Origin of the sequence: Bartonella bilalgolemi (genome assembly GCF_023500045.1) — a bacterium.
GTDB classification, from domain to species: Bacteria; Pseudomonadota; Alphaproteobacteria; order Rhizobiales; family Rhizobiaceae; genus Bartonella; species Bartonella bilalgolemii.
Map to the genome: position 1 here is coordinate 16,004 of NZ_JAMCOF010000006.1, position 25,601 is coordinate 41,604.

At 33.9% G+C, this 25,601-nt stretch carries 16 protein-coding genes and 1 tRNA gene; 9 read left to right on the plus strand and 8 right to left on the minus strand.

Features of this window, described 5'->3' with window-relative positions; translation table 11 throughout:
* Nucleotides 1–147 precede the first annotated feature (147 nt).
* Nucleotides 148–2,172 carry a BID domain-containing T4SS effector gene (locus M4Z11_RS04310; RefSeq protein WP_249676723.1) on the plus strand — a complete coding sequence of 675 codons (2,025 nt, stop codon included), beginning with the start codon at nt 148–150 and terminating at the stop codon, nt 2,170–2,172.
* 211 nt (nt 2,173–2,383) lie between these two features.
* On the opposite strand, the gene M4Z11_RS04315 is transcribed toward M4Z11_RS04310, so the two are convergent.
* A tRNA-Glu gene (locus M4Z11_RS04315) sits at nt 2,384–2,458 on the minus strand.
* Nucleotides 2,459–3,109: 651 nt separating this feature from the next.
* Between M4Z11_RS04315 and glpX the strand changes: the two genes are divergently transcribed.
* Complete coding sequence (glpX, locus tag M4Z11_RS04320) at nt 3,110–4,099, plus strand: class II fructose-bisphosphatase (protein WP_249676726.1); 990 nt, start codon at nt 3,110–3,112, stop codon at nt 4,097–4,099.
* A 99-nt stretch (nt 4,100–4,198) separates the two neighbouring features.
* Here glpX and M4Z11_RS04325 read toward each other — a convergent pair whose 3' ends face one another.
* Nucleotides 4,199–5,305, minus strand: coding sequence for a branched-chain amino acid aminotransferase (locus M4Z11_RS04325; RefSeq protein ID WP_249676728.1), 1,107 nt, complete (start codon nt 5,303–5,305; stop codon nt 4,199–4,201).
* Nucleotides 5,306–5,590: 285 nt separating this feature from the next.
* Here M4Z11_RS04325 and M4Z11_RS04330 point away from each other — a divergent pair, with 285 nt between their 5' ends.
* On the plus strand, nt 5,591–5,842 hold the full coding sequence (locus tag M4Z11_RS04330; RefSeq protein WP_249676730.1) for a hypothetical protein: 252 nt from the start codon (nt 5,591–5,593) through the stop codon (nt 5,840–5,842).
* Nucleotides 5,843–6,024: 182 nt separating this feature from the next.
* On the opposite strand, the gene M4Z11_RS04335 is transcribed toward M4Z11_RS04330, so the two are convergent.
* From M4Z11_RS04335 to M4Z11_RS04345, 3 genes are all read right to left on the minus strand, one after another.
* Nucleotides 6,025–8,526: an SPOR domain-containing protein gene (locus M4Z11_RS04335; protein ID WP_249676731.1), complete on the minus strand. Its 2,502-nt coding sequence runs from the start codon at nt 8,524–8,526 to the stop codon at nt 6,025–6,027.
* Between the two features lie 168 nt (nt 8,527–8,694).
* Nucleotides 8,695–10,461 carry an arginine--tRNA ligase gene (gene argS / locus M4Z11_RS04340; protein WP_249676734.1) on the minus strand — a complete coding sequence of 589 codons (1,767 nt, stop codon included), beginning with the start codon at nt 10,459–10,461 and terminating at the stop codon, nt 8,695–8,697.
* Between the two features lie 2 nt (nt 10,462–10,463).
* Nucleotides 10,464–11,693, minus strand: coding sequence for a deoxyguanosinetriphosphate triphosphohydrolase (locus tag M4Z11_RS04345; RefSeq protein WP_249676737.1), 1,230 nt, complete (start codon nt 11,691–11,693; stop codon nt 10,464–10,466).
* A 121-nt stretch (nt 11,694–11,814) separates the two neighbouring features.
* Here M4Z11_RS04345 and M4Z11_RS04350 point away from each other — a divergent pair, with 121 nt between their 5' ends.
* The 5 genes from M4Z11_RS04350 (at nt 11,815) to glmS (ending at nt 17,361) form a co-directional block, all read left to right on the plus strand.
* Entirely contained in the window at nt 11,815–12,138 is a 324-nt protein-coding gene (locus M4Z11_RS04350) for a HesB/IscA family protein (RefSeq protein ID WP_249676739.1), read from the plus strand.
* Between the two features lie 60 nt (nt 12,139–12,198).
* Nucleotides 12,199–13,161, plus strand: coding sequence for an RgsD C-terminal domain-containing protein (locus M4Z11_RS04355; RefSeq protein WP_249676742.1), 963 nt, complete (start codon nt 12,199–12,201; stop codon nt 13,159–13,161).
* Between the two features lie 49 nt (nt 13,162–13,210).
* Nucleotides 13,211–13,999: a cytochrome c biogenesis CcdA family protein gene (locus M4Z11_RS04360; RefSeq protein WP_249676745.1), complete on the plus strand. Its 789-nt coding sequence runs from the start codon at nt 13,211–13,213 to the stop codon at nt 13,997–13,999.
* A gap of 18 nt (nt 14,000–14,017) precedes the next feature.
* Complete coding sequence (gene glmU / locus M4Z11_RS04365; RefSeq protein WP_249676747.1) at nt 14,018–15,367, plus strand: bifunctional UDP-N-acetylglucosamine diphosphorylase/glucosamine-1-phosphate N-acetyltransferase GlmU; 1,350 nt, start codon at nt 14,018–14,020, stop codon at nt 15,365–15,367.
* Between the two features lie 173 nt (nt 15,368–15,540).
* The gene (gene glmS, locus M4Z11_RS04370) at nt 15,541–17,361 is read left to right on the plus strand and encodes a glutamine--fructose-6-phosphate transaminase (isomerizing) (RefSeq protein ID WP_249676749.1); all 1,821 of its coding nucleotides are present in this window, start codon (nt 15,541–15,543) and stop codon (nt 17,359–17,361) included.
* Nucleotides 17,362–17,575: 214 nt separating this feature from the next.
* On the opposite strand, the gene recG is transcribed toward glmS, so the two are convergent.
* The gene (recG, locus tag M4Z11_RS04375) at nt 17,576–19,681 is read right to left on the minus strand and encodes an ATP-dependent DNA helicase RecG (protein ID WP_249676752.1); all 2,106 of its coding nucleotides are present in this window, start codon (nt 19,679–19,681) and stop codon (nt 17,576–17,578) included.
* A 376-nt stretch (nt 19,682–20,057) separates the two neighbouring features.
* Here recG and dnaE point away from each other — a divergent pair, with 376 nt between their 5' ends.
* Nucleotides 20,058–23,546, plus strand: a complete 3,489-nt coding sequence (gene dnaE / locus M4Z11_RS04380; RefSeq protein WP_249676754.1) for a DNA polymerase III subunit alpha — start codon at nt 20,058–20,060, stop codon at nt 23,544–23,546.
* A 215-nt stretch (nt 23,547–23,761) separates the two neighbouring features.
* Here the strand turns inward: dnaE and M4Z11_RS04385 are convergent, their stop codons facing one another.
* Both M4Z11_RS04385 and M4Z11_RS04390 read right to left on the minus strand, forming a co-directional pair.
* The gene (locus M4Z11_RS04385) at nt 23,762–25,036 is read right to left on the minus strand and encodes an FAD-binding protein (RefSeq protein ID WP_249676755.1); all 1,275 of its coding nucleotides are present in this window, start codon (nt 25,034–25,036) and stop codon (nt 23,762–23,764) included.
* Nucleotide 25,037: 1 nt separating this feature from the next.
* Entirely contained in the window at nt 25,038–25,292 is a 255-nt protein-coding gene (locus tag M4Z11_RS04390; protein ID WP_249676757.1) for a zinc-finger domain-containing protein, read from the minus strand.
* Between the last annotated feature and the right edge of the window lie 309 nt (nt 25,293–25,601).

The following is a 25,601-nucleotide window of genomic DNA, read 5'->3' on the forward strand; positions in this document are numbered from 1 at the left end:
CTTTCATCTCAATATTTTATAAAAGTAATAACCATTAACAATGTTATTTACTAAATATATAATAATATTTTTATCATAAAAAAAACATATTGATAATAATATAATATAATATACATATTAGAATTTTATATTTTTTACCTGTTAAAAATGATTAGTATTATTTATCAAAGCTTATTGAAATTAAAGAAATACATACAAAAGAAATCAACTCGTAATTTTACATCTTCTTTATTAAAGGAAGAGCAAAAGTCAAATGAAATGGTTGATATAGACAATGTGTCCGGTGCAGTATCGACACATATAGACATGTTTCGAAAAGCACCAGAAGAGCTTCTTAGAGTGATTGATATAACCATCAATATGTATATGGTTCATGGGCTTGATATCTCTCCTGAAAAACTTGCAACTGTAAGAAAAGATGCTGCTAATGATTTTTTACGCAGATATTCTGCATCTAAATCTAATGATTTTACACTTAGGAATTTTTTCTCCAGAGATTTATTCCTTAGGGATTTGTCTTCTATAGATTCTTCACTGAAGAAGTCTAAGATTCCAATGGATGACGTTTTACTAAATAGTTATGCCTATTTAAATGGTTATACTTATTCTGATGGTTTAACATTAAAAAATAAATATGAATTGCGTGGTATAGATTTTCAGGAAAGATGTGCGCGTGATATAATACAAGCAAGTTTTAATCTGAAAGAAGAGCCACTGCCAGAAAAATTTGATTCCTCTTATCTAAAATATCTTCATAAGCGCTTATTTGAAAATACATTTGAATGGGCTGGTTGTACCCGAGAGCTTCCATTTACATTTTCAGATGGTACAGTTGAGATGAATTCAACATTAAAAATACCTGACCTGAAGTGCTCTATAAGCAGTGATAAAGTTAAAAGCGGTTTAGAAGAAATTGATCGAATACTTGCTGAGAAAAATAGTTTGAAAGGTTTATCACGTGAAGAATTTGTTCGTGAAGCATCAACAATATTTTCTCACTTTTATAATATATATCCTTTCCGGAGTGGAAATGGATGTGTACAACGTATATTTTTTGAAAAAATGGCAGAGGCCGCAGGGCATAGACTTGACTTTTCAGTTATAACAAACCAACGTTGGAAATATGTCCGCCATGCTGCATTATCATTCGATAAAAATGATGTAATCACTATACGCAATCTTTTTGAAGATATCTCCAATCCAGAAAAAGTAAATATTTTAAAGGAATTCATACAACATAAAAATGATATCAAAGATGTCGAGATTGGAAATAAGCTTATTGCAGTAGCAAAAGAAGGCTCTACCTATATGGGCCTCTATAAAGGTTGTAGCCGAGATTCTATTATGCTCTTGGTAAATGATCAGTATGTTTTATGCAAAAAAGATTATCTTGCACCAGAAACGGTAAAGACATTGCAGCTTGGTGATAGAATTACTTTTACAGTTCCAACGTCCAAAAAAAATGTTGAAAATGTTCTCATCCCAGACGAAAGAGTAGCCTCTTTGACGGAAGAAGAAATTATTTCAAAAATTGCAGAAAATGGCTCCGTCCAAAGGGCTATGCAAAGAATCAGAAGTCTATCAAAATGTGTCTATGGAAGCTCGGAAATGTTGGATAAGGATATAAATCTGATTCATGTAGATTCAGGTCTCGGTGAACAGCATATCGAGCAGCATGTGAGTCTTTTTAAATATAAGTTTGCAGGTATGACAATATTAGGTGTCGACAGTCCAGCGCGCAAACGAGCTAGGATAAATTACTGTAAGCTCGAGCAAGCACTGGATGATTATATAAATACTGTAATTTTTACTAGAGAAAGAATTCTTCAAAGACATCAAGAAAAACACGAACGTTGCCAGCGAAAGATAAAAATGCCTAGTCAAGTGCGAAATATCCTTTTTTTATCTGAAGAAGATCAAATCAAGGCCTTAAATGCCAATCCTTCTCTTCACGAAGAGATCAAAGATCTTACGAATCAAGTCAGAGAGCGTCTTACACCATGGGAGTATCAAGCACTTGATAAGGAACAGTATGATAAGCTTGCTGACAGTATAGGCATATCAGTAAGTAGAGCACGGGAAGTTACAGCAATTATTAAGCAAGCTCACAAAGTATGTCAGTTAACCAGAAACAGAGCTCATGACTCGAAGACGATGAGTATAGTCTATTAAAAATATAAAAGCTTTTACTTTTTTATATTCATGGATAACTTCTTTTTATAAAGTAACCCATGTAAGGTACTCATACCTGTTTCTATTATAATAATTTAAGGTGCAATAATCTTTTAAAGAAACTTTGATTTATAGTGGCTATTAAAGGAAAATGTAAAGCCCTATTTCTTTGCCTGTAAAAAAAGATCAATAACTATCTAAAAAAAGCATCTGGTACGCCCAAGGGGAATTGAACCCCTGTTTCCGCCGTGAAAGGGCGATGTCCTAACCGCTAGACGATGGGCGCAGTCTAATTATGAGGCTTATAGAGAGGATCCTTTTACTTCGCAAGTCCTATAAGTGATTTTTTTAAAAAAAAATGCATTTTTTTGAATTATTTTTTGAAATATACTTGGGATTATATAACTCAGATCATTTGATAAAATTACAAATGATCCAATATTTTATAAAAATCGATAATATGTTTTAGTATGCAAAATAGTGATACTTTCATTTTTTTTGATAAAAAAATAGATGAAGATGATTAATCCAGGAATTTTATAATGAGTATCACTCACTTTATTTTTTATCATAGGATTGATGCATAGTAAAAGCATTACTTAACATAAAAAAAATTACTCCCTAAAAATCATTATCTGCATTTAATAAATAAATTACAAGCCACAGTTTATTTGATGCAATTGAGCTGGGAGAAATATGCATCGCGAAACTGAAATATTGTATGATAAGGTGAGAAAGGATCATTAAAGCAGATAAAATATTTACAAGATGCAATACTATATAAAGCTTCTTGATTTAGTTAATGAACATTTAAGGGGAATGAGATTATAGTTTTCTCTTGTAAAAATCTTTCATCTTTATAAAAGCTGTATTATTGATATTTAGGAATAAAATGCTAATGTCGTTTTATGAATACTAATCCGGTAGGACTTTTTATATGACGCAATCAACTCAAAAGATCTTAAATGGACTCGATCGTATTTTAACTCTCGAGTTAGTCCATGTGACTGAGTATGCCGCTGTTGCAGCTGCACATTGGCGAGGACGTGGTGATGAAAAAGCAGCCGATCAAGCTGCTGTGGATGCGATGCGTCGAGAACTTAATTGTTTACCTATTGATGGTATGATTGTAATTGGTGAGGGAGAGCGTGATGAAGCTCCTATGCTTTATATCGGAGAGAAAGTAGGACTTCAAAATGGAGTAGCTGTTGATATTGCACTTGATCCACTTGAGGGAACGACTATTTGCGCAAAAAATCTTGTTAATTCACTTTCCGTGATTGCGATTGCTCAAAAAGGGAATTTACTTTATGCTCCTGATGTTTACATGGAAAAAATTGCCATTGGTCCTGGTTATCCAAAGGGAGTGGTTGATATAGATGCTGAGCCTGCTGATAATATTCATGCTCTTGCAAAAGCTAAAGGGGTAGATGCTAATCAAATTACTGTCTGTATTATGGATCGGTCTCGTCATGCAGAATTGATTAATAAAGTGCGTATGACTGGCGCATCAATTCGTCTAATTGGTGATGGAGATATTGCTGCTGTTATTCATACAACTGATCCAGATGCAACAGGTATTGATATTTATATGGGCATTGGTGGAGCGCCAGAAGGTGTATTAGCTGCAGCAGCTTTACGTTGTACTGGTGGACAAATGCAAGGGCGTTTACAGCTTAATACAGAAGAGCAAATTGCTCGCGCTGCTAAGATGGGTATTAAGAATCCTAATAAGGTTTATACATTGGAAGAAATGGCTAAGGGTGATGTTCTATTTGCAGCAACAGGTGTAACTGATGGTAACATGTTATCTGGCGTTAAATTTACTCGTGATTATATTCAAACAGATAGCCTTGTGATGCGTTCACATACTAGGACAATTCGGAATATTAAAGCACAACACAGAAATCAATTGAAATTTGGCTGATGATTTTTTAGCCGATATTGTGACAATATAAGGGTGCACTACTCAGAGAAATATATCTTTATAAATTTTTGAAGATGTTTTTAGTTTCTTATATAGATATTATGATAGTCGAACAGAGTGTACCCAACCGTTTTTATCTTCTATATTTCCTTTTTGTATATCGATAAGTTGTGTGCGCAATTTTTCTGTAATCTCACCACATGTTTCATTTGCAATGATACATTCTCCATCTTTATATTTAATACGTCCGATTGCTGTTATAACAGCAGCTGTGCCACACGCAAAAACTTCTTTAAGGTGACTACTTTTCACATCTTCTTTGAGTTCCTCAAAAGAATAAGGTCGCTCTTCTATTGTTAAACCCATTTGTTGTGCTAACTTCAAAATTGAATGACGAGTTATTCCTGCAAGAATAGTGCCGTTAAGTGCAGGTGTTACAAGTATATTATTCGCCATAATAAAGCAAATGTTCATTCCACCGAGTTCTTCAATCCATTTATGTTCTACCATATCAAGAAAGAGTACTTGACTGCAATTATTTTGAGTTGCATTGTTTTGTGCGATTAAGCTTGCTGCATAGTTTCCACCACATTTAGCAGTTCCTGTACCGCCAGGACCGGCACGACTGTAGTCTGTTTCAAGCCATACGCTAATAGTTGTTTTTTGTCCTGTAAAATATGATTCAGCTGGAGATGCTATGATACAAAAAATATATTCTCGAGAAGGATGAACCTTTAATAGGTTATCGTTGCCAAACATAAAAGGGCGTAAATAGAGGCTAGCATTTGGATGATCAGAAACCCATTTTTGATCAATTTTTACTAATTGCTTTACTGCATCCAAAAAGATATCCTTTGGTAATTCAGGCATAGCTAACCGTTTTGCTGATTCCACAAAACGTTGTGCATTGGCCTCAGGGCGAAATAATAAAATACGTCCATCTTTTGCACGATATGCTTTTAAACCTTCAAAGATTCCCTGCGCATAATGCAAAATGACACTTGCTGGACTGATTTCTAAAGGTTTGTACTGAGAAATAATTGCATCATACCAGCCTTTATCTTCAGTCCATTTAATAATAACCATATGGTCTGTAAAAAATTGACCAAAACCAGGATTTTTTAGAATTTCTTCACGCTTTTTATCTGATAAAGGTGATGGATGCTTATTTATTTTAAACAGAAATGGCGATTTAGGAAAATTCATAAGTTAAACTCTCTGAAACAAGATTTTATTTCTATGTTTTTTGGTAAGATAACAAAACGTTTCTTATAATAATATTATGATTAGCAACTTCTGTACGTCAATATTATCTCATATGAACTGGATTCTAGCAACTGTTAATAGATATCTGTTGTTAGAATTTTAATCATAATTCTTATAGAGGAGTTTGGAACTTTTATAGATACATAGCGTTTTCTGAGATACCGTAAATGTTTTTATCATTGAATTATAATTAACAAATAAAGGAATTGAGAAAAGGAATTCGCTATGATTGAAAAAAAATATCCAATACATGATCAGCAGGAAATTGTAGAAAAAAGGAACTGTAAATGGTCTAATTCAATTGGCAAAAGTATTTTTACTATTGTTCTTTCTCTTCTCATTATTTGGCTTATTGTGGCCTTTTTAGGGTCTTTTTGGAACAAATCACACAAACACATGCCTGACAATAATTCGACAGGAGTAAATCAGACAACAACGAGTCCAAAACAAAATCCAACAGTGCCTTCAATACCTTAAAAGAAAGATATTTTATCATTTCATGAAGTAGATTCTGTATAGATAAAAAGATGAGATTATTCACAAGTGAAGAAAAGTAAGCATCATAAAAGATAATTTTGATACATAAGTATAATCTCTAGAGAAAGAGAATAGAACGAATAAAATATAATGACAGTTTTTTAGACTGTCATTATATTTGTTTAGCTTGTGATAAAACAGCTTCCCCCAGATTGTTTGATATCTTCACAAAGGCTTACAGCTTCATTACGATTTTGTGTTTGAATTCGGACACGATAGTAGGTACCTTTTCCTGATATGAGGGCAGATTGAATATTTAATGGCCGAGGACCAATAATAGACCCAAATTTAGATTTTATTTTTCTCAAAGAATTTTGTGCTAATTCATAAGTGGGTTGGGATGAAAGCTGTACATAATATTTTTCCTCACTTTGCACTGTTGTTTGTTTTAAAGGATTTGAATGAGAAGAAGTGGGCATTGGAATTTTTGAATTCAATTGGGCAGATGAAGGAATTGGTACAAATGAATTGCGAGTTTTTTCTTGAATAGCAGAGGTAGCATTGCTTTCTGTGATAATGTGATCAACATCAGTTATAAGAGTATGTTGTGTTTTTTCGCTATTTGTAAAGCTATGTTTTTTTTCATTGTTCTTTACATCGGATGATTGTGAAGAAACAGATGATTGCTTTTGAGATTGTTCAGGTTTTGATTTATTAGTTATTTCAGATTGAGCAAAAGGCTCTTCATTTGTATGGTGAACTGGAGCTAATACAGTTGTACCATCTGGTTTTACAACAACAGTTTTAACTTCATGTGTTGGAATAGTATGATTAAGAGCTGCAGTGATTGCATCTTCAACATAAGCTTTATTAAGAGAAGAAGATGTGGGATTTTCAGCTGTTTGTTTATTTAAGGCTGTTAAATCTTCAGGTGCTTCAGAATTATCAAAAAGAAATTGTTGCGCATTTTCTTGCTTCTCATTTTTTTCAGTTATCTGTTTGTAAAGGTCTAAATTATGAGTAATATTATCTTCAGCTTCGGTTATTTCTGGTTTGACTTTAAAAGGTGTATTATCAGCACGAATAATATTTGGACTTTCATTCGTATCTGATAACATAAAGAAGTGAACATAGCTGAAAAGACCAATTGCAGCTAAGATAAGAAAAGCAATGCTTTTAGAGAGAATGCCTCCAATAGTAAAACTTTTTTGGGAAGAATTTGCTAACGTATTAGCAGGTATCTCATGTGCATATCCATATTGTAAATCTTCAGGAAAGGAAGAAGAATGATCTTTGCCATTGTCAGGAAAAGAATAGCTGGTATTTTGTTCTTGAGTATTTATCTGTAAATCTGCTGTTAGATTTTTTTTAGCAGGATAAAAAGCTTCATTTTGCTGTTTTTGAGAAAAATTTTTTGTTATATTGCTACCTAAGCCGAATACATCAGTAAATTCTTTTTCTAAGCCGTCATTAGATACATCGTATTTTGGTTCTTCATATGCAACTTCTGAAACCATAATTGGCTCAGTTCGTTCTACTATTTCTTCTGCAAATTTACAGGTATCAACATTAGGAGGAGAATTATAGCTATGTGGAGGGCTTCCTACAGGAAAACTATCAGTTTGTGCAATATTCAAGGTCTCTAATGAGGTGTGTGTATAATTTGAATTTTTTTGGTTATATTGCTCCCTTTGTCCATTATTTTTAGAATCGTTTTTAGTATTATGGTTATCATTTTTAGTATATTGGATTTGAACATTATTATATAATGAAGATTTTGTTACATTATCTTCTTTTAAAATTTTTGTTTCATGATGATTAATGATGTGCTTTTCTTGTGAAAAATCTTCTAAACTGACGGATTTATCAGTTCCTGACAAACCCATAGTAGATGCAACATTAGTAGATTCATCCATTGTAATGCTGTTTATATTTGAAATCGCATTAGCAGATGAAGAAAATGTACGCGTATCCGTGGAAGAAATTGGTATATCAGTATGATGATTTTCAACAAATTTTTGTTGAGCAGTTGGTATCTCATATGAGTATTTTATAGATGTATTATAAGTATTTTTCTGATAAGCATACTTTGGTTTTAAACTATAAACATCCGGCTGTTGCTCATTCGTCTGTAAAGGAGTCTTAGTTTCTTTATAAAGAGCTGCATTAGATGTATACCCACTTTGTGCACTTACTTCATCAGGAAAAGAATTTTGTGTTTGTGTATTGAAATTATTGGTTTCAAAAGAAGAACTAATACTAACAGACTCTGATCTATCTCGTGTTGCCTGAGTGTTTGGGATAGGTAATGGAGAAAGTGTATTTAAAATTTTCTCTTCATGATTATAGGTATGAAGAGGATATTCTGGCACATTTGTATAGTTTTGGTTATTGACATTTAATTGTGGAGACCATTGTTCACTATCATCAAATGGTAATTCGCCGACTGAATTACTTTCAGTAATATCTTCCATAAAAGGTAAATCAACGTTATTAGCTGAAGAAGAAACATCAGAAGTTTTAGCTGCCAAATGTTCAGATTTTAATGAAGATTGGGTATTTTGAAAATTTTTTTGTTTATCTTCTAGGTTTGAATTGAAAATTCGCGTAAGTCTTTCCAATGGATCATAATGCTCATGATCTTGTTTCATTTCTTCTGGATTTTTGCGATCATTATCGCTCATAGGTTTTCTCGCATGAAAATCTGTATCTTTTTATGTACAGCTATTATTTCCAGTTTTATTGTAGACTGAACTAATTTACTGTATATTAAATTTAGGTCTTTATAAATTAAAGAATATACAAAAAATATTTTAAATTAAATACTCATTTTATACATTTATTGAACTTTTTCAACGCATTTCTGTTGGTGCTTTTACCCCAATAATTGTGAGTCCCGATGATAAAATATTAAGAATAGCTTGAATCAAGCCAAGTCTGGCTAATGATAATTCTTTATTATCAGGTATAATAAAACGTAAATTAGGATTGTCATTGCCTTTATTCCAATGTCCGTGGAAGTATGAGGCAAGGTCATATAGATAAAATGCTAATCGATGTGGTTCTTTATGAGTGACAGCTTGTTCAATGATCCTTGGATATTCGGCGAGCTTGCGTATTAATAATATTTCACTCTCATCTATTAATTGGTCAAGATGTGCGATCATTGTATTGTTTGAAGGATTACCATTAAGAAATACTTCTTGGGCTTGACGAAAGATTGAATGACAACGTGCATGCGCGTATTGTACATAAAAAATCGGGTTATCTTTCGATTGTTCTGTCACTTTTGCAAAATCAAAATCAAGAGGTACTTCGCATTTACGATAAAGCATCATAAAACGAACTGGATCATGGCCAACTTCTTCGACAACATCACGAAGAGTGACAAATGATCCAGCTCTTTTAGACATCCGTACGGGTCGACCATCGCGAAAAAGTTTTACTAATTGACACAAGAGAACCGTTAGTTTGGCTTTATTACCAGAAATTGCTTTTGCTACAGCTTCTAATCGCTTTACATAACCAGTGTGATCCGCGCCTAGAATATAAATCATTTCATCAAAGTTGCGATTAAATTTATCACGAAAATAAGCAACATCAGTGGCAAAATAAGTATAAGAGCCATCTGATTTAATTAAGGAACGGTCTTGGTCATCACCAATATCGGTTGAACGGAATAAGGTTTGTTCGCGTGGTTCCCAATCCTCTAGGTTTTGCCCTTTTGGTGGTGGTAGTGTACCCTTATAGATATAACCACTTAAAGTAAGATCATTAATAGTACTCTGGATAGCTTGCGCATTATTTTTGTAAAGGGTGCGTTCAGAGAAAAAGACATCATGATAAATATTAAGAGCAGCCAAATCTTTGCGAATCATTGCCATCATTGCATCAATTGCATGTTCTTCCACTATAGATAAAGCTTCTTTTTGATCTATAATTAATAATTTGTCACTGAATTTTTTAGCAAGAGATTGGCCTAATGGTATTAAATATTCACCTGGGTAAAGTCCTTCTGGAATTTCACTGATTTTTTGTCCAAGTGCTTCACGATAACGCAACATTACAGAACGAGCGAGTATTTTTATTTGTTCACCAGCATCATTGATGTAATACTCTTTAGTAACTTCATAACCAGTAAATTGAAGCAAATTAGCAAGAACATCCCCAATAACAGCACCACGGCAATGCCCAACATGCATAGGTCCGGTTGGATTCGCAGAAACATATTCGATATTAACTTTTTTTCCTTGTCCTATTTGAATTTGACCATAGGATATCCCTTTTTCAATTATTGACTTTAAGGCGTTTTGCCAAAATGATTTTGTAAATTTAATATTAATAAACCCAGGACCTGCGACATCAATGTGATTAATGTTGTCCATAGATTGATCACTATTGATAAGGTTTATAATTTTTTCGGCCAGAGCACGTGGATTTAGTCCAACAGATTTAGCAAGTACCATAGCAGCGTTTGTTGATAAATCGCCATATAAAGAATCACGTGGAGGGTCAGTGGCGATTTTTGATAAATCTAAAATTTCTCCATTTTTTCCTTTTATATCAGATAGTTCGATTAATTTTTTAATTTTATTTTCGAAATTATTAAAAACATTCATGTTCAAATTCCATGTTGTATTCGAAATAGTGAATCGAAATTATCTTTATGATCAAATAATCGATAATATTCACGCAAGGCATAATGATCGGTCATACCTGACAAAAAGTCAGCAATAAACCGCGCTAGTTCTTGATCGGTTAAATTAGTTATTTTAATGTACCAATTTTCAGGCAATAAGTTTGGATTTTTATAATAACAGTCGAACAATCTTTGTACAATGCATTTTGCTGTATTGCGACGTATAAGGACTTTATCATGGTAATAAAGATTTTGAAAGAGAAAATCTTTTAATTGTCTTTCTTGAATAGCCATTTTAGGAGAGAAGGTCACAATGGTTTGTTTCGCTTGATAAATATCGTTTATGCTCTTTGGTTTGAGGAGTATTAAATTTTTTTGTGATTGTTTAATGACATCTTCAACCATGATTGTTATTTGTCGACGTACCAATTCATATCCGCGTCGAGTTTGATCAAGTTTTGGATATTTTTTTTCGATATCTTTTAATAATGAAGCAGTCAAAGAAACTTGCTCTAACTGATTAATTGTTAAAAAGTGTGAACGTAGACCATCATCGATATCATGAGCGTTGTAAGCAATGTCATCAGCAATAGCTGCACATTGCGCTTCTAATCCAGCAAAGCAATTAAGCTCAAGATTTTGTTGTGTATTATAGTGCAAAATATCGATAAAAACATTTTTATTGTTAGCATAGGGACCTAAAAGAGGGCCATTATGTTTCACAAGTCCTTCAAGTGTTTCCCAGGTAAGGTTTAATCCATCAAAATCTGCATAACGTTGTTCTAATTTTGTAACAATTCGTAGCGCTTGTGCGTTATGATCAAAACCGCCATAAGGTGCCATTGCTTCATTCAGAGCATCTTCTCCTGCATGGCCAAAAGGTGTGTGCCCAAAATCATGAACAAGAGCAATCGCTTCTGCGAGATCTTCATCAAGATTTAGTGCACGGGCTAATGTGCGTGCAATTTGAGAAACTTCGATTGAATGTGTAAGTCGTGTCCGATAATGATCACTTTCATCAGCAATAAAAACTTGAGTTTTATGTTTAAGACGTCGAAATGCATTGGAGTGAATAATACGATCACGATCACGTTGAAAAGGTGTACGCCTAGTTTTTTCTTTCTCATAAAATAGTCTGCCACGACTTTTTTGAGGATTCGTGCTATATACCGCCCGAGATTGATAATTGTAATTGATATTTTTTATATCCATTGCAAGTTATCCATTCTCATCTTATCTTAAATTTAGAATCGGTCATTATTAACAAAATTCTATGTATTTTGGATACTCTTTCTTTACAATTGAGTTCATTAATTCGAGGATCTAGTAACACATGAGTGTGAATATTTCAGATGTTGCTGCCAAACAAATTGCACAGATACTTGCAGCACAACCCGGAAAAACAGCTTTACGTATTTCTGTTGAAGGGGGAGGATGTTCGGGCTTTTCTTATAAATATGATTTGGTTTCTGAAAATAAAGAAGATGATCTTATTATTAAAAAAGATGGAGCGGTTGTATTTATTGATTCAATATCTCTTCCTTTCATGGAAGGAGCCGAGATTGATTTTGTCGATGATCTTATGGGGCAATCTTTTCAAATTCATAATCCTAATGCTACTTCATCATGTGGTTGTGGTGTTAGCTTTTCAATTTAGAATAATTACTTTTCCGTATTACTCCTTGAAAAGATTATCAATTTGATCAACAATATAAAAATGAGAGTTTTTATAAAAAAATCATATCAAATTTTGTGGTTGATAATAACGTGTATCTTATTGATTTGGAGTAATTTCACATTTTCTGAAGAAGGACAATTTAAAAGGAATCAACGAGAAAGATTAGTTACTTCTAATATAGATTCTCATGGTCATGAAAAGGATAATTCATATTCGCAACTTATATTACACGCTCAACTAACAAATAAGAGCGAAAATATTATGAGCGGATTAGTGTGGCGTGTTTATGCACCTATTTTAGGGAGTGATAATAAGTTGCCGTTGGTTGCGATTTATAAGGGTGGTACTGCTCGTTTTGATTTAAAACCAGGGAGCTATCTTGTTCATGTTTCATTTGGTCATGCAAGCGCTGTGCAACGCGTAAGTTTAGAAAATGGACAATACCTTGTTAAAAATTTTAATCTTGATGCTGGTGGTATTGTTTTCAATAGCACATTATTTAACGGTAAAATCAATGAAAAAGAATTGCGTTTTACTATATATGAAGATGAAAAAGAAAATGATGATACGGGTGTAATCTTAGCAAATATTAAGCCACAATCAATTGTACGTTTAAAATCTGGTCACTATCGTGTTGTTTCTCATTATGGTTCAGTTAATGCCATTATACGTGCAGATATTCAGGTAGAAGCCGGTAAAATTACTGAAATGACCCTTGAGCATCAAGCTGCTCAAATTATTTTAAAGTTAATACGTCAAGAAGGAGGAGAAGCACTGGCAGATACAAGTTGGTCTATCACTAATGATTCTGGTGATATTATTTATGAAACAGTTGGTGCTTATGTTTTGCTTGTGTTAGTGGAGGGTGATTATATTGCTATTGCTAAAAATAAAGACAAAATTTATCAAAAGGTTTTTTCAGTAGTTTCTGGCCATGATAAAGATGTGAATGTTATAGCAAATTCACAAAATATACAGCAATTTGATGAAACAATGGATTGATTTATTATTTTAAATGTAAACTGTAATTATAAAGGGGATATTTAAAGTTTTGGCTATAGAATTTTCAACATTTAGTGTCTTTTTTGCTGGTGCATTATCTTTTTTATCACCATGTGTTTTACCACTAGTTCCCCCTTATTTGTGCTACATGGCAGGTGTTAGCATTGATGATTTTCGATCAGAAAAACAAGATAAAGGAGCATCTGTACGCTTAGTACTTTTGTCTGCTGTTATTGCTTTCATTCTTGGGTTTACAACTGTTTTTGTTCTATTGGGTGCAAGTGCAAGTACACTTGGCAAATTTATCGGTTACTATCGTGATTGGTTTGCTATTGCTTCTGGAATTATCATTATTATTTTGGGTTTAAATTTTTTAGGTCTTTTCAAGATTGGTTTATTATCGCGTGAGGTGCGCTTTCAAACACGAAAAACACCTGCTGGACCTTTAGGTGCTTATATTATTGGATTAGCTTTTGCATTTGGTTGGACACCATGTATTGGTCCAATTTTGGGGCCTATTATAACACTTGCAGGAACGAAAGAAACTGTAAGTGAAGGAGCTATACTTTTGAGCATTTATGCATTAGGTCTTGGAGTGCCTTTTCTGTTAGCGGCTTTATTTTCGAGTAGTTTCATGGAATTTTTAGGGGCTTTTCGTGTTCATTTAGGGAAAGTTGAAAAAATTATAGGTATTTTTCTAATTATTACAGGTGTTTTATTTTTGACAGGTTCTATGCAAAACTTGTCTTTTTGGCTTTTAGAAAATTATCCTTTGTTGAGTAATATTGAAACGATTAGTTGGGATGATATTGTAAGTTTATTTGGATTTTTTCATTAATTAATTATATGTGCTTTTATGGTTAGAAGTTGTCTTTCTATTGTTCTTGCTGCAGGTGAGGGGACGCGTATGAAATCGTCTCTTCCTAAGGTGCTTCATAAAGTAGCTGGGTTGCCACTTGTGTGTCACGTGATAAAACAAATAAAATTATTAGGTTCTACACAATTAGCGGTAGTTGTAGGAGTTGGTGCAGAAGATGTTACTAAAGTTGTGCAATCATTTGTAGAAAATGCGATGATTTTTGAACAAAAAGAGCGTTTAGGTACTGCTCATGCTGTTTTATCTGCGCGATTTGCTTTGCAAAAAGAAGTGGATGATGTTCTCATTGTTTTTGGAGATACTCCTTTAATTGAGCAAAATACGTTGGTTAAAATTCGTGAACAACTTGCTAAAGGAGCAGATGTTGTCGTCACTGGTTTTTATAATTCTAATCCAACAGGTTATGGTCGTCTTCTCAATAAAGATGGTAAGATTATTGCAATAATAGAAGAACAAGATGCAAGTGATGAAGAGAAAAAAATTTCTTTTTGTAATGGTGGAATAATGGCTATTAATGGGAAGTATGCTCTTTCTCTTTTAGATAAAGTTAATAATAACAATTTGAAAGAAGAATATTATCTGACGGATATTGTTTCTATTGCAGCGTGTGAGGGTTTAAATATTCAGGTCGTTGAAGTATCTTTTGATAAGGTTGTAGGAATTAATAATTGTTTTGAACTTTTTAAAGTTGATGTTTTATGGCAAAAACGTAAAGCGCGTGATCTCATGTTATCTGGTGTTCGAATATTAAAACCAGAAAGTGTTTATTTTTCTTATGACACAGAAGTTGAAGCAGATGTTGTAATTGAGCCAAATGTTTATTTCGGATTAGGGGTAAAAGTGCGATCTGGTGCAGTTATTCATGCATTTAGTTATTTAGAAGGTGTTGTTATTGGTACGAATGCGCAGATTGGACCTTATGCACGTTTGCGGCCTGGAACAGAGTTAGAACGATCGGTTAAGATCGGGAATTTTTGTGAAATTAAGCAAGCAAAAATAGGAGAGTTTTCCAAGATTAATCATTTGAGTTATATTGGAGATGCAGAAATTGGGATGCATACTAATATTGGAGCTGGTACAATTACTTGTAATTATGATGGTTTTAACAAACATAAAATTGTGATTGAAGACAATGCCTTTATTGGTTCTAATTCAGCACTTGTTTCTCCTTTGATCATAGGGGAAGGAGCCTATATCGCTTCAGGAAGTGTTATCACTGAAAATGTACCCGCTGATAGTATGGCTTTTGGTCGTGCGCAGCAGGTTATAAAAGAAGGTCGTGCAAAAAAATTACGTACGCATTTATCAGCAAATAAAAAAAAGAATTAATTGTTTTTATTTATCTCTCAGTTTTAATAGTGATCTAATGATTATGAAGAGGCTTGTTCTTAGTTATGACCATGCCATATCAATTTATATGGCTGTTTAAAATTTAGAATGCAGATCGTTTGATTATTTTATAGTATTTATTATAAATTTGGGATGTAAATTGGAGCTTTTGAATGTGTGGAATTATTGGAATTCTTGGAAATAAATCTGTTTCATCCCATTTGCTTGATGGTTTGAAACGTCTTGAGTATAGAGGATATGATTCATCTGGTTTAGCCACAGTGCATAATGGGCGTCTTCATCGTGTTCGAGCTGAAGGTAAATTGATTCATTTAGAGGAAAAGTTAGGAAAAATACCTTTAAAAGGTAATTTAGGGATTGGTCATACCCGTTGGGCTACACATGGAATTGCTGTAGAGCGAAATGCTCATCCTCATATGACTGAGCGACTTGCAGTTGTTCATAATGGTATTATTGAAAATTTTGTAGAACTACAAAAGGAACTCGTTGAGGACGGTTATACCTTCGAAACAGAAACGGATACGGAGGTTATTGCTCATTTGATTACGCGCGAATTAAAAAACGGTCTTTCTCCACAGGAAGCAACATATATAGGTTGGAAAAGACTCCAGGGTGCTTTTGCTTTTGCTCTTATTTTTGAAGGTGAAGATAATCTTATGATTGCTGTTCGCTCTGGTCCTCCATTAGTGATTGGCTATGGCAAAGATGAGTTTTTTGTAGGATCTGATGCGATTGCTTTAGCTCCATTTACGAATCGTATCAGCTATCTGGAAGATGGAGATTATGCAGTTATCAAGCGTGAAGGAATAAAAATTTACGATACAGATAATCGGCAAGTAGAACATCCTATTACGACTTTATTTGAAGGGTCTTTGCTGGTTTCCAAAGGTCATCATCGTCATTTTATGCGTAAAGAAATGTTTGAGCAGCCTGAAGTTATTTCACATAATTTGACACACTATCTTGATTTTAGACAATATACTGTGCTTGAAAGTTTGATTGACTGGAGCAAGATTAATCGAATATTATTTGCTAGTTGTGGAACAGCTTATTATTCGACTTTAGTTGCACGTTATTGGTTTGAAAAATTTGCTGCTTTAAGTATTGATAATGATGTAGCTTCTGAATTCCGTTATCGTGAACCATCGATAGCATCTGATGTGTTATCAGTATTTGTTTCCCAGTCTGGTGAAACAGCTGATACTTTAGCATCTTTACGCTACTGCCGAAATCTTGGTGTAAAAACAGCAACAGTTGTGAATGTTATGCAGTCAACGATGGCAAGAGAAGCTGATTTTGTTTTACCGACATTTGCAGGTCCAGAAATTGGTGTTGCTTCAACAAAAGCTTTTACTTGTCAATTATCTACTCTTGCCGTAATGGCACTTAGCGCGGCTAAACAGCGTGGATATCTTTCAAAAACAACAGAACAGCAATTAGTTCAGCAATTAGCAGAATTACCCCGGATTTTAAATGAAGTTTTAAAGCTGGATGAAAAAATTGAACAATTATGTCGCGGTTTAATAAACGCAAAAGGTGTACTCTATCTTGGACGAGGCACTTCTTATCCAATTGCTTTAGAGGGAGCACTCAAACTAAAAGAGCTTTCGTATATTCATGCTGAAGGTTATGCTGCTGGTGAATTAAAACATGGGCCGATTGCGCTGATTGATGAAACAATACCGGTTATTGTTGTGGCGCCTTATGATAGATGGTTTGAAAAAATATTTTCTAATATGCAAGAGGTGGCTGCACGCAATGGTCGTATTATTTTAATAACGGATAAAAGAGGAAAGGTAGCAGAAACTCATTTTACATCCTTATCAACTATTATTTTACCGGAGGTTCCAGAATTTATTGCTCCTATTATTTATGCTTTGCCTGTTCAATTAATAGCTTATCATACAGCTGTTTTGTTGGGAACAGACGTTGATCAGCCACGTAATTTGGCAAAGTCAGTTACTGTCGAGTAAAAAATGATTTATTAAAATAACTACAGAAATTATAAATAAGCATCTAAAATAGATATATAAAACATTTTATTTGATTAGAACTACTTTAAATTAAATATATCATAAATTTAAATTTTTTCAGAGGATAATTTATTTCTTTATGCTTATTGTGGTGTAATTACAATGTATTAGAGTTTTGGTTAACAAATGATTTGATTGACAAAATTATTAATAATTAACCTGCGCGTAATAGCTGAAGAGCATCATCGCGTCCAAAAAGATAAAGAAGTAATCGTATAGCTTGTCCTTGTTCTGAAGAAAGATTAGGATCACGTTGTAAAAATAAATCTGCATTCTTCTTTGCTATAAGTAAAAGATCACGATGGACGGCAAGGTTTGCTATATAAAATTCAGGCATACCAGATTGTCGTGTTCCTAACAGTTCGCCTTCACCTCGTAGACGTAAATCCTCTTCAGCAATTTTAAAGCCATCTTCTGTATTGCGCATGATGTTGAGACGTGCTTCAGCTGCTTTTGTAAGCGGAGCTTTATATAGCAAAATACAAGAAGATTTTTTATCTCCTCGTCCAACACGTCCACGTAATTGGTGCAGTTGTGCAAGACCAAAATGTTCCGCATGTTCGATAACAATGATTGAGGCATCAGGAATATCTACGCCTACTTCAATGACTGTCGTTGCAACTAAAATATATATATTTGCATTTTTAAAAGATGTCATTGCTGCTTCTTTTTCATCCGTAGACATTTTTCCATGTATCATACCAACACAACTTCCAAATCGTTTTTGCAAGCTAGCAAAACGACTTTCAATGGAAGTAAGCTCAAGAGTTGTCGATTCTTCTACAAGGGGACAGATCCAATAAATTTTTTCTTTTTTTTGTAACGCAGTAGCAATTCGTTCTATAAGCTCATTTATCCGTTCTGAAGAAATTGTTGCAGTTTTAATTGGTTGCCGTCCAATTGGTTTATCTGTAATTTGTGAGACGTCCATGTCACCATAAGATGTTAATACTAACGTACGAGGGATAGGGGTCGCTGTCATAACAAGTATGTCAGGTTTATCGCTTTTTTCTGTAAGGGTAAGACGTTGCTGTACACCAAAACGATGTTGCTCATCGATAATAGCTAAGGCAAGATTATTATAGATAACATTTTCCTGTATTAGAGCGTGAGTGCCAATAATGATAGAAGTTTCTCCTGATAAAATAGTGTCAAGGATATTTGCACGTACTTTCCCTTTTTCTCGTCCAGTTAATAAGACTGTTTGTAAACCGATTTTTTCGGCAAGGGGGGCGATTGTAGCAAAGTGTTGTCTAGCAAGAACTTCTGTTGGGACCATTAAGGCTGATTGTCCTGAATTTTCAGCGATTTGAGCTATTGCCATTAGTGCCACTATAGTTTTTCCTGCTCCTACATCGCCTTGAAGAAGTCTTAACATGGGGGTAGGTGAAGCTAAATCATTTTCAATATCTTTTATTGATTTTATTTGTCCAGTTGTAAGCTGAAATGGTAGGGCTTCAAGCAGTTTTTTAGTATAAAAACCCGTTGGTGGACGAGATGTACCTGAAAATAATTTAGTTTTTAATCGTACAAGACCAAGAGCTATTTGATTAGCGAAAAATTCATCATAAGCAAGGCGTTTACGTGCTGTACTTTCTAAAGCGAGGTCATCAGGGTTGATAGGAGCATGAATACGGCGTAAAGAAACAGGAAAAGAAGAAAAATTATGCTCCTTTTTTATACTTTCTTCTATCCATTCTGGTAAGGAAGGAATATATTCAAGAGCTTTGTGCATTGCGCGTCTTAGTGTTTTTGTAGAAAGCCCTGCAGTAGAAGGATAGATCGGTTCAATGAATGGCATCTGATCTAATTGCTCATGAAAAACTATATGATCAGGATGAATCATTGAGAGCTGCCCTTTAAACCTTTCTACTTTACCTGATATGATTACTTTTTTTCCTTCTGGTAATTGTTTTTCTAACCAAGAGCGTTGGGCATGAAAAAATATCAAATTTATTGTACTCGTTTGATCATGGCCAATAACACGGTAAGGCGATTTGTTATGATTTGTTGGTGGTTTATGCTGGTCGATAGTGATCTCGAGAGTAACAATGCTTCCTTCTTGTGCGAAGGCAATACCAGGTTGCTTTCTGCGATCTATAACAGAATGAGGCATTAATCGGAGGAGATCAATAAGAGTAGGTTTACGTTGCGTAAGATTAATATTTAAAACTTTAGCAAGTAAAGAACATGTTCTTGTATTGATTCCCGGGAGGGTACTAATAGGGGTAAAAAGAGGATTTAGAAGGCTTGAATGCATACAAAAATTTAGCTTTCTTTCTTCGTTTTTTCTAGTATTTAGAAAGAATTTTTTGAGGATAAATTACTCAATATTATGAGAAGTAGTTGCATTATTGTTTCCTTAAGACTTGGATCACGAAATTAGATAGAAAGTGAGAATATGATAAAAAGGTAATCAACATTAGTTATTTTATATGATACTCTATTTATATTTATATGAGTTTTTTATTATGGCTATAGTCTTTATGATGGTCATTGTATAAGTATCAATGAAATTAGTGCGTCTTCTAGATATGCTAGAGTGCTAGAATTGTGACTTTGATATAAGTCAAAGGTCATTCTTTACAAGAATAAAATTGCAATTTGGCATCTATTTTTAATGGGAAATAGTGCAAATGTCAGGAAAAAAAAGAAAAACACTAAATAATAAAGATTCCTTCCCTCGCTTTATTCATTTGAGAGTGCATTCTGCTTATTCACTTCTTGAAGGTGCTTTAAAAATCAAACAAATCATTCAGCATGCAATTTCTGATAATATGCCGGCAATAGCTATTACAGATACAAATAATTTATTTGGTGCTTTAGAATTTTCACAGTCCTGTTTTGTTGATGGTATTCAACCCATTATTGGTTGTCAGCTTGCCATTGATTTTGGTGATGAAAATTGTAATTCGTCTTTGGCTAAGTTGCGTCATTCTTCTGATTTTTCTTCTATCGTATTGTTTGCTGCTAGTGAAATAGGTTATGCAAATTTGGTTCAACTTGTGAGTTGGGCTTATCTTGATAAGAGCGATATTGATTGTCCTCATATTAAAGCTGATTGGCTCTTGACTCATCATAAAGGAATTATCGCTTTAACTGGTGGTCGGGGTGGTCCAATTAATTTGGCTTTAGCTGAAGATAGAAAAGAACGGGCTGTTAAGCGTTTAACTTATTTGAAAAAAATTTTTAGTGATCGTCTTTATGTTGAATTACAACGGTATAGTTCTTATGATCAGAAAGTAGAAGCCGCACTCATTGAATTAGCTTACACATACGAGCTTCCTCTTGTTGCTACTAATGAGGCTTTTTTTCTCAATAAAGGAGGATATGAAGCTCATGATGCACTCATGGCAGTTGCAGAAGGGCAAGTTGTTTCTAATCCAGATCGTAAGCGTGTGACACCTGATCATTATTTAAAGTCGCAAGATGAAATGGTTTCATTGTTTTCTGATCTTCCAGAAGCTTTGGAAAATAGCGTTGAAATTGCTTTGCGATGTCATGCTTATGCACCGATTAGAAAACCGATTTTGCCCCGTTTTATAGAGAGCTCTGCAGATTTGTCTTCTGTTTTAGAAGCAGAAGCGAAAGAATTATTAGATCAAGCTAAATCAGGTTTAAAAATGCGTCTTGAGACAATTGGCTTAGCAGAAGGCTATACAATTGCAGATTATGAACAGCGGCTTAATTATGAAATTTCAATTATTACACGGATGCAATTTTCTGGCTATTTTCTTATTGTTTCGGATTTTATAAAATGGGCAAAGGCTCACGACATTCCTGTTGGGCCGGGGCGTGGTTCTGGTGCTGGATCGCTTGTTGCTTACGCATTGACTATTACCGATGTTGATCCGTTGCGTTTTTCTCTCTTATTTGAACGTTTCCTTAATCCAGATCGTATTTCTATGCCAGATTTTGATATCGATTTTTGTCAAGAACGGCGTGAAGAGGTTATTCGTTATGTCCAAGAAAAATATGGCTGTAATCAAGTAGCACAAATTATTACATTTGGTAAATTGCAAGCACGTGCAGTGTTGCGTGATGTTGGTCGTGTTTTAGAAGTACCTTATCGTCAGGTAGACTATCTTACAAAATTGGTTCCTGCTACTCCCGGCAATAATGTTGAACTAGCAAAGGCTATTATCGATGAGCCTAAATTTGAAGAAGAAAAGAAAAAAGATCCTGTTGTTGGGCGTATGTTGGATATAGCACTTCAGCTAGAAGGACTTTATCGTCATGCTTCTACTCATGCTGCAGGAATTGTTATTGGTGATCGTCCATTATCAGAGCTTGTGCCAATGTATCGTGATCCGCGCTCTGATATGCCTGTAACTCAATTTAATATGAAGTATGTTGAACAATCTGGATTGGTAAAATTTGATTTTTTAGGTTTAAAAACACTCACTGTTTTGAAGATGGCTGTGGATTTTGTTGCACGAAAAGGTATAAAGATAAATCTATCATGTATTCCCCTTAATGATGAAGCAACTTATGCTATGATGTCGCGCGGTGAGACAGTTGGCGTGTTTCAAGTTGAAAGTGCTGGTATGCGTAAAGCACTTATTGGGATGAAACCGGATTGCATTGAGGATATTATTGCACTTGTAGCGCTTTATCGTCCTGGTCCAATGGAAAATATTCCAACATATAATATACGTAAGCATAAAGAAGAAGAAATCACTTCTATTCACCCTAAAATAGATCATTTGGTTAAAGAAACGCAAGGTGTTATTGTTTATCAAGAACAGGTAATGCAGATTGCTCAGGTGCTTGCTGGTTATTCACTTGGAGAAGCAGATTTATTGCGTAGAGCTATGGGTAAAAAAATCCATAAGGAAATGCAAGAACAACGTACACGTTTTGTAAGTGGAGCTGTTGATGGTGGTATTGATAAAGATCAGGCTAATGTAATCTTTGATCTTTTAGCAAAATTTGCAGATTATGGTTTTAATAAATCTCACGCTACTGCTTATGCGATTGTTTCTTATCACACAGCTTATATGAAAGCACACCATCCTGTAGAGTTTTTGGCTGCATCTATGACATATGATATGACAAATACGGATAAACTAAATGATTTTCGGCGTGAAGCATTAAGACTAGGAATTGAAGTTATTGCGCCTTGTGTGCAAACATCATACCGCATTTTTGAAGTTGGTGAGAATTGTATTTATTATTCCCTTTCTGCTGTTAAAGGGGTGGGAGATATGGTCGTTGATCATATTGTAGCCCGTCGTGGTGATAAACCTTTTAGGGATTTAGAAGATTTTTGTGAACGTATTGATCCTCGTATTGTGAATAAGCGTGCTATGGAAAGTTTGATTTATGCTGGTGCTTTTGATTGTTTTAATATTGCACGTGAAGTTCTATTGGCAAGCCTTGCAACTCTTAATGCGCGTGCTCTTCGTATTATTGATAATAATTCTAGCGGTCAAATCGATATATTTGGGATGATAGGCGGATTAAAAGAGCCTTTAATTTTATCTCAAGCATCACCTTGGTCTTCAGCTGAGAAGCTTTATCATGAATTTCAGACAATAGGTTTTTATTTTTCTGCTCATCCTTTGAGTGAGTATCAAGATGTTCTTATTAAAAAACGTGTTCAGACTTGGAATGATTTTGCTACCTCAGTTAAAGGAGGAGCAACCGCTGCTCGGCTTGCTGGAACTGTTGTAGCAAAACAAATTCGTAAAACAAGGTCTGGTAAGAAAATGGGTATTATTCAGTTTTCTGATACGAGTGGGCAATATGAAGCAGTTATATTTTCTGAAGGACTTGCTGTGTATGGAGATATGCTAGAGCCTGGAAAGTCATTTATTATTACAGTCATTGCAGAGGATCGTTCTGAAGGAATTAATTTGCGTATTGAGACAATTCAATCTTTAGATGAAGATGCACTTCAGTATCATAAAATGATGCGTATTTCTATAAAAACGACAGATATGCTTTCTCAAATTGAGCAAAATTTAGATTCTAAAGGCAATGGAGAAATAGCGATTATTCTAATTCAGGAGGATGGATTTCGAGAAGTTGAGATAGTTCTACCGAAAAGATATAAAGTGGATACACGTATCGTAAATGCTATGAAAGTGCTTCCTGGTGTTATCGATGTTGAATTAAGCTAAATCAGAGAGTATAACAATTATTTATTTGGTATTTTGAAAATTACATTTTTGGTTAGTTTAAAATATTAAAATAGACTAGTATTTTAAAATTTATATTCGTACAATAAACACTCTATCTTTTCTAAAAATTTTGTCATTGTTTTCAAAAGCTTTTTAAATTTCCTATGAAAATAAATTAGAACTTTTTTTAGCTTAAAGTGATCTAGCTGTAACTTTTATAAACTTTTTACTATATCTTTTTTAATATTATTCTTTATCTGATTCATCGCATCATAAGTATATAGCCAATCAAGACGGGACATAATATTTTCTGTTGTATGAATTTGCATAAAAAAATTACGAGCAATTGCTATAGGTCCAGTTGCATGATAGACAAATCTATTAAAATCTCCGCGTTTTTTTACAGCTTTAACGCGCGGTTTGCGTATTTTTTCATAAAGTGTAGTGGCTTCAGCGAGTGAGAGATCATTCAGAGAGAGTACTTCTGCTAATGTGGCAGCATCCTCTATTGCCATAGAAGCGCCTTGTGCTGCGAAGGGTAAAAATGCGTGCGCACAATCACCCACAAAAACTTGCTGTTGTAAACCTAAAAAACGGTTATGCTTCATTCGAAATAATGGCCAATAACTCCATTCATCAATATGATTAAAAATTTGAAGAATTTTTGGATTCCAATCATTAAAGAGAGATTTAAGTTTCTCTTTATTTCCTGTTTGTTTCCATCCTTTTCCTGGATTTTCTCCATGAGTGATGGCTACAAAATTGAATGTTTTTATTGACTGAATGGGATAGGCAACAAGATGATTTTTAGGTCCCATCCAAGCAGTAATTGTTTTTATATTTTGTAATAAAGAACAAAATTTTGGAGAGAGACTTTCAACTGATTTTGTTGCTCGCCATGCGATAAAGTTACTGAAACTAGCTTTTTCATGAAAGGGGGAAAATTGTCGTAATGTTGACCAAACACCGTCACATCCAATAAGAAGTGGCGTTGAATAAAATTGATGTCGTTGTATTCCAGTTTTTTCTTCTATTGTGATTGTTTTTATTTTAATAGTATCGGTTGTAGATTGAGTAGATGATACGATCTTTTCTCCCATTTTGTATTTGATAAGAGGATTCTTAATAACAGCATTATATAAAACGTTCTGTAAATCAGCTCGGTGAATTGTAATATAAGGAGATTTCCAGCGTTTTTCAGATAATTCAATAAGGTCTGCACGTAAATGCGTTTTCAAAGATATACCATCTTTTAATTCAAGGAAATTCGGCTTAATACCTAATTTAATAAGTGTATTAAGAACTCCCCAACGAGCAAGAATGCGTGTTGCATTTGGAGTAAGTTGAATACCAGAGCCAATACTATCAAGTTGCGTACGCTTTTCAATAATAGTACTTGCGATTCCTTTATGAGCAAGGGCTAAAGCAGAGCTTAGCCCTGCAATACCTGCTCCAATGATAATTGGAGATTGATCTTTCAATTGTTTCATATCAAAGAAACAGAGAATCTTTGAGATGATATGTGCATCCTGTAGGATTTGTCTCATTATATGGTAATGTATGATTATAGCGATAAAGCGTTGAACAATAGGGGCAAATTTTTTCATTAGCTGCTCCCATTTCAATAAAAATATGAGGATGATCAAATGGTTGTGTGGCACCTATACACATAAATTCTTTTACACCAATTTCGATTATTTTGTATCCATTATCATTTTGGAAATACGGAATATTGTGATCAGCCATAATGCATAAACTCCAGATAAATTATCCTAATAAGGTATGATTTAAATCATGTATTTTATTATTAATTTGTAATACGATGCACTATAATGCAAGATCCTTTTTCAGATAATTTATAAATGAAGATAGTTTCAATTATTTTAAAGTATTTATATAGTTGTATGGAGAGAGTTAGCCATTATATTATAATATTATGGTTGAACTAAAACTTTTTGAAATTTTTATAGTTTACAAAATTTGATAAAAAATAGATAAAATTAAAATCTTATTTCCATAAGAGCGGGATTTTTATTTTGTAAAGGTTTTTATAAA